A 7,358-nucleotide genomic window follows, 5' to 3' on the forward strand; every position below is an offset into this window, starting at 1 on the left:
AACACAAAATAAAGAAAAAAAACACCTAACAACCACACACAAAATAAAGAAAAAACAAATCCCAAAATAGAGAAAAAACTTCTAAAACAGCAAGCATACCCACCATCCAAAATTAAGAATTAATATTTCCCATAAAATATCATAATCTCATATTAAATTAGAAAATTTATTCATTTAGATAGAATAATAATTAAAAACCATTCACTTTTTTGATAAATTTAAATATTAAAACACCATTTTTCCTATTTTTTTCATAAAATATACTTTTTTACTGAAATTTTTTTAAAAATATCGTTGTTAGACCTATAATTGTTTAAGCTAACTCTATAAAATGTATATGTTCATAACATTTATATATATTAAAATACATAAAATATTACGCTTATTAATTTTTTAAAACATGTATTAAGAGATGTTTTTTTAATTAATATGCAAAAATTTTGGATTAGAAATCATAAATGATTTAAATCAACTTAAAAGGATTTAAAATTTTGAATAAATTTTAAATGGATACGTGTTTTATTGCCAAAGCAATAATGCATCAATATTATTGAAAATAAGTGTAAATTTAATTTTTTTAAGTAATGATATTTATAAAAAATATTATTCGAAATTATTTAGCTTGTTTACAATTAAATCTTTTTGAAGTGATTTAGATAATTCAGGTGAAGATTTCACCTCATATTTCAATGATAATTCCATTTTTTAAAAAATGTCATATTCAATAAAAATCTTTATTGTCCAATCAATATTTGGTTTATGCATGAGTGATTTTTTTAAAAAAAATTGTAGTTACTTGAGTTATCGAGTATGAAAGAATCATCTGAAGTGATTTTAAATAATTCTGAAGAAAAAAATTTGTATAAGGATTAAATACTTGTGAATTGACATGTTATAAAAGCATTCCATGAAAATTAAATCTTTATGGAAAAGCTTTTCACTATTGGTGTAAATGAATTATTTACATTAAATTAATTCACTTATTAAACAATAAATGCATTTTGGAGCTATTTGAAAATAAATAATTCCAAAAAAACATAATGCATTTTCTTAGTATTCATAAATTTGAACCTGTTATAAACTGAAATAAGGAAATTGTATTAATAGATAATGCTTTTAACATCATTTTGATGAGAACTTTTTAAGAGCATTATTGAATATTCAATAATATCCTGACATGTTTGATACTTTAAATGGTGTTAAAAGCATGTATTGAATTTTAAATTTAGTAATGCGAATTAAAAGCTAAATTTATTAAGTTTTAATTTCATTTATTCAGGGATTTAATCAATTAAGATTTCATTAAACCAAATTTAAAAATATAATTTTTTTAATTGATTGATCTAGAATATTCCAAGTCGATTAAAATTGAAATTGATTATATTTGTTAAATGAGGCTTATGATATTTTAATTAAGAAAAGTTTTAATTAATAGAAAACTTCAATAATTAAGTTTCAACTTGCAAAATAAAGTAAATTTGCAAAGTTTCAATTAATCAAAAACTTTGATTTTCATTGATTTGGTTTATTTGCTGATCTCGAAAGAGGTATAAAATGAAAGTAAATAGACTTATGAATGCTTTATTGGTATTTCTTATACTGATAATATCCATTGGAGCAGTCTCCGCTAGCGAGGATGCTTCAATGGACGATGCCCTTGCAGGCATCGATTCAGAATCCGCGGCTGTAAGCCAGGATTCTGTACTGAATGAGGCAAATAATGATGATTATTTGAATGAAGTTCAGGATGTTAATGCTGGAGATGCATTGGATGAAGAAAACACTCTCTCCAGTGCTCAAACTGAAGTCTTGAGTGACGGGGACACAATGTCATACAAGGAATTTCAGACTGCATTGATTACAGTCAATGAGTACAATCTTACCAAAGATGTTAAATACAATCCTGAAACTGATTCAGAATATCCATATATTTTAATTGCAAAACGCTTGACCATCAATGCAAAAGGCCACACCTTTGACGGAAGCAACCTTGCAAAAATATTCCTTGTCGATACTTCCGGCGCATTTACTCTGAATGATGCAATCATAAAAAACGGACTTTACAATGGAACCAATGCAGGAGGTTATTCAGGAGGTGCGATGTATATAGGTGGAAAAGGTGCTGTCACACTTAACAATGTAACCTTCATCGACAATCATGCGATTAAAGATAATGAATCCATATTAAAAGGTGGAGCAATAAACATCAATAAAGAAAGGGGCAATGTCAATATTAACAATTGTACCTTCGAAAACAACAGCGCTTCAAGCTATGGCGGAGCAATTTCTGTCAATAAAGGCAGTGTCACTATTTCCGATTCCAAATTCAAGCACAATTACTTGGAAAATGACCACGGAGTCGGAGGAGCAATTTTTGCATATGGAGTGACAATTGACAATTGTGACTTTATTGACAATAGAGCTGGAAAGGAAGAGGGATTAGGAGGAGCTATTTCCTGTCCTACCGTGAAAGTGAATAATTCAAGATTCATAAACAACAGTGCTGAATTCGCTGGTGCAATAGGCGATTACTTTGATGGAATGAGCATTATAAACATAGTCGTAACCAATTCAAAATTTGAAAACAATACAGCTAAAATTGCTGGTGGAGCAATCAGAATTACAAATGATGGCATGGGAGCAGATTTAAGCATTGATAATTCTTCATTCACCAATAACAATGGTGGAGACTATGCTGGAGGAGCAATCATTGCTGTAAACACCAGCGTGAAAAATTCAAACTTCACAGCAAACAAGGTATACGATTATGCAGGAGCAATAAGTTCTTCAGTTCTAGATGTAGACAATTATATATTCGAAAACAATACTGCAAAAAACTCTGCTGCAATCTTTGCAATAAACTTAACAGTAAAAGACTCCCAGTTCAAGGGAAACGAAGCTGAAACCGGTGCTGTCATCACAGCCACTGCAGGTTTCCCACACGAGGGAACAGAACTTCCAGCAGTTCGTGAATATGATCCGCAATATGTTTATGATTTCATTACTTATGAACTCTGGGGTTATATAGATGACAATAACATATTCTGTATGGAGAGGGAATTCTTAAGATATGCTGCTGATTCATCTCATTTCATATCTTATGTTGACACCTTTTACACTAGCGACAGGCACTATCTTGTAAACTATGTAAACAAGATAGAAGTTTACGAACACTTGAAAATTCTCTACTACCTGTGCAATGTGGATGAGAACTTCCTGGAATATCCGATTAGTAGCATATATGGTCATGACGAGTTAACTGGACTAATCTTGGCGCTTACTGAAGAAGACTTGAACAATCCTCAGGATGAAGCTATTAAAAAAGTCATGGAACTCTACAATTCAGGATTCAGAGTGCCTGACAAGCAGTACATGCTTCCTAATGGAACTCTTGTGAAATACAGCATTAATTTCTTCCTGAATGCGGAATGTTATCAGAACTACATTTACTACAGACAAACAACTGAAGATGTAAACGAGACAGTTTCCAAGGAAACATTGAACAAGACCGTTAAAATAGGAGATCAAGTTCAATTCAGAATAACTGTAACCAACAATGGAAATACAAGCCTCAAAGAAGTCTTTGTAAACGACAGCGACTTTGATGAAGGCCTGATCTACCAATCATATATCAATGAAACCGGAAAATGGACATACAATGAGACAACACATATCTGGACATTGATTGGTGATTTGGAGGCAGGAAAATCAGCAAGTTTCATCATAACCTTCAAAACAAACAAGCTTGGAGAACTTGTAAACAATGTTACTGCTGGATTTGGCAATTACACAATGGCAAATGCCACCAATACCACAAATGTGACTGACGAAGAAGACAACACTACAAATGAAACAGAGATTCCTGAAATAGATATTCCAGAAGAGGACACTCCTGATGATGATGTTCCAGATGAGGACGATGTTCCTGATGAAGATGTGCCTGATAAAAGCACAACTCAGAAGGTGCTTGTTTCAAAAACAGCTACTGGTAACCCATTGTTTGCTTTAGTTTTAATGATTGCTGCATTGGTCTTTGTTCCAAGACGCAACCATTAGAGATTAAATTTAAGTTATGTGCTTATCCGCATAACTTCTTTTTTTATTTTTTTAATAGGATACTCAATAATGAGAGCATATCATTTTCTAATTAAAAAACCCAATTTTTAGCACTTATATTATTTTTTAATTAAGAAACTCAATTCCAATGATTTTTATAATTTTTTACTTAATATACTCTTATTTTTCTTTTTTAGTTTCAAATCCGTCTTTCTTATAAGAAATTGTTAACTTATTTTACTATAATATTTTTAAACATTGAAAACATATTATATAATATGAATTTTAAGAAGGCTTTTGTTTTTGTTTTATTGGCATTTCTTCTGATGAATGCAGTTAATGCAACTGAGGATACCTCTTCAAGCGATGATGCTGGAATCATTGTGCAGCAATCATTTAATGAATCAGATATGTTAAATGATTTAGATAATAAAAAAGACATGCCAAATGGTTTAGACTACGAAAAAGGCATGTTAAATGATTTAAATAATGAAAAATACATGTCTAATTCTGCAAATGACATGATAGGTGCCTCAAATGATGTTGCATTAAATAGTAAAACAGAAGATATCATCAAAGGTTCCAATAACCGCGACGATATAAATATCAGCTTCGACAAGCAGATGTATGAAAAGGATCTGGGCGAAATCAGTGTGGATCTTGGAGATGATGTAAGTGGAGAATTCTGCATCCTGATTGATGATGAAATCATTTACAATGAAACAATCACAGACACTCATTTCAAGGTTCCAGTCCTGCTTCCAAAGATAAAAGACGAGTTAATCGCCACTATATGGCCTGGCATCGACAGCAGAACATACACAGTTAATGCATTACTAAATGGAGAAGACTTGAATATAAACAAAACACTACAAGTCATGAGGCTTCCGCCAGACTACAGCTACCTGCATTTTCAAGACGAGGTTCTCACAAGCAATAACCGTCAGGTCTTTGTATTTCCACGCTCAGCAAACGGAATAGTAGAGATATGGCTCGATGATGTTCTTTTAAACAAGACAAAGGCCCAGCCGATAATATACTTTGATAAACTGAATCTTACCCTTGGAAATCACAGCTGGAAAGTGCTTTTCTACAATGACAGTTATTACAATGATTTGAATGCAATAGCCAATTTCAGTGCGGTCGATGTTAGAATCCAAATTCCGCAGGTATTAAACATCACTCACGACGACTGCATCAGCGTCGAGACCATTTATGGCGGCGGCACTGTGAAGACATACCTTGACGGAAGGCTGATTGACACATCCAAAGTAGAAGATAAATATTTCGTCCTCTGCCTTGAGCAATATTTGAAAAAGGACAGCCAGAAGGTCAAAGTAGTCTATGAAAACGGAAAAATCAAAAGGGAAAAGACACAGAACATAAGCATTGTCTATGACTTCGATCTTCTCTCATCAGAGTACTTCACATACGGAGAGAACAACTTAATCGAGATAATCCTCCCTGACACCATGAACAACAAGCTGCTGACTATCAAAATCAATGGAACAAAATACGCTTTCAAACGTCCCGCCTATGCAGGAAACAATTTCATAGAAATAAACATATCAAAACTTCAAGCCGGCAATTATTCCATGCACATATCATATGCTGGAGATGATAGGTTTGAAGCAAAGGATGAAATAATCAATTTTACAGTCAATTATAATATAATCGCTCCAGATTACATTGAGTACAAGGACTCTTCATTCGTTTATTTGAATCTTCCTAATGATGCTTGCGGAAATCTTATAGTTCATATGGATGGCAAGCTATTTGGAAATGTGACTTTGAAGAATGGATTTGCAAAAATCAAGGTCGATACACTAGCTCCTGGATTCCATAGCATGAATGTTGGATATTCAGGTGATGATTATGAAGTCGCAGAATATGAGGATCTTATCTTTGCAGCAGGAAGAATGACCATATCATACTCATTTACAGCAGGAGAGAACAAGTATGTTATCTATGACATGCCAGAGTCTTCAGGAGGATATGTGGTCTTCACTATTAATGGAAAAGAGCACAAGGTCAATGTCAAAAACGGAAAAGCAAGGTATTCTCTTAAGAACCTTAAAGCCGGAGATTATGAAATCTCCATTGACTACTACAGAAACGGCGAATATATCTCAGGAGACTATGCGGAGATTGAAATTAAAAAGTCAAAAATCAAAATCATTTCATACAAGATGAGTTCCAAATCAATCAAGGTCAAAATCAAGCTCAGCAAGCCAATGAAAACCACAGTTTATGTCAAATTCATGGGCAAAAAATATAAGATAAAAACAAATTCAAAAGGCGTTGGAACATTTAAGAAATCATTGAAGATTAAAAAATCCAAAAAAAGCATAAAATTCTCCCATCTTGGCTCAACACTCACCAAGAAACTTTATAAGCCTAATTTGAAAGTAACAAAATCAAAAAAGAAGATGACTTTAAAGACAATTGTCAATATCAAAGGCATTAAAGTCAGATTCAAGGCAGGCAAGAAGACTTATACTGTAAAGACCAACAGCAGGGGAATTGCAAAAATAAGCATGAAAAAGCCAAAAAATAGCAAAGTGCTTTGCAAAGCAATTTATTTCGGATGCAAAGTTTCTAAAAATGTCAGACTTTAAGTTAAATTATTTTTTAAAAATTGAGAAATTTTCTTTGAATACCAAAAAAATCAATAATTATATGTATACCAGATGGTAAAATGACTGGAAAAATACTATACGGCCCAGAATTGGAAGGAATATCTGCCAAGGATAAATTAATTAAAAGATCCCTGGAGCAGTTGACAAGGAGATTTGAAACCATGGGCTTTGAAATAGTCACAAGACCTGATGTGACTGTGAACTTCAAGGAAGATGAAGGATTCTGCAGAGTTGTGAACAGGTTCAACAGCAGCAATCTAGAAAATTCATTGCTGTACTCCATTTATGTTAAAGATGCAAATTTTTTAATAACTGAAAACTCTGAACTTATCAAAATTGCAAAGGAGCTGAATTTAGATAAAAAGGTCTTGAAAGTTCTAGCGGCCTACGATCTTTTTGCAGTCAACAATACAGTAGGCAGAAAGTTCCAAAATGGAACTGGTAATGACTCATTGATGCCGGTTTTTGAATAAAACAATATAAATAGCATTTTGCAAAAAATTACTTAAAAAAAGGTGATTTAATGGCTGATGTGTTCAGCAAAGAGAAGAGAAGCGAAGTGATGTCAAAAATAAGGGGCAAGGACACCAAGCCGGAGATTCTAGTTAGAAAGTATCTCCACTCCAGAGGCCTGCGCTTTAGAAAAAACGACAAGAGATATCC

3 protein-coding genes and 1 pseudogene are annotated in these 7,358 nt (G+C 32.8%); all 4 read left to right on the forward strand.

The annotated features are described in order from the left end of the window. The first annotated feature begins 1,554 nt into the window (after positions 1-1,554). Complete coding sequence (locus Q4Q16_RS09055; RefSeq protein WP_303347406.1) at positions 1,555-4,056, forward strand: hypothetical protein; 2,502 nt, start codon at positions 1,555-1,557, stop codon at positions 4,054-4,056. A gap of 278 nt (positions 4,057-4,334) precedes the next feature. Further along, entirely contained in the window at positions 4,335-6,674 is a 2,340-nt protein-coding gene (locus Q4Q16_RS09060; RefSeq protein WP_303347407.1) for a hypothetical protein, read from the forward strand. 80 nt (positions 6,675-6,754) lie between these two features. Beyond that, positions 6,755-7,168 carry a hypothetical protein gene (locus Q4Q16_RS09065; protein ID WP_303347408.1) on the forward strand — a complete coding sequence of 138 codons (414 nt, stop codon included), beginning with the start codon at positions 6,755-6,757 and terminating at the stop codon, positions 7,166-7,168. A gap of 50 nt (positions 7,169-7,218) precedes the next feature. After that, positions 7,219-7,358: pseudogene (locus Q4Q16_RS09070) on the forward strand (very short patch repair endonuclease); the annotation flags it as partial.

The organism is Methanobrevibacter sp. (assembly GCF_030539875.1).
In the GTDB taxonomy this organism is placed as follows: Archaea; Methanobacteriota; Methanobacteria; order Methanobacteriales; family Methanobacteriaceae; genus Methanocatella.

Bases quoted from the DNA above. Each gene is read 5' to 3' on its own strand.
- Q4Q16_RS09060 (WP_303347407.1), top strand. From the start codon at position 4,335: ATGAATTTTAAGAAGGCTTTTGTTTTTGTTTTATTGGCATTTCTTCTG.
- Q4Q16_RS09065 (WP_303347408.1), top strand. From the start codon at position 6,755: ATGACTGGAAAAATACTATACGGCCCAGAATTGGAAGGAATATCTGCC.
- Q4Q16_RS09055 (WP_303347406.1), top strand. From the start codon at position 1,555: ATGAAAGTAAATAGACTTATGAATGCTTTATTGGTATTTCTTATACTG.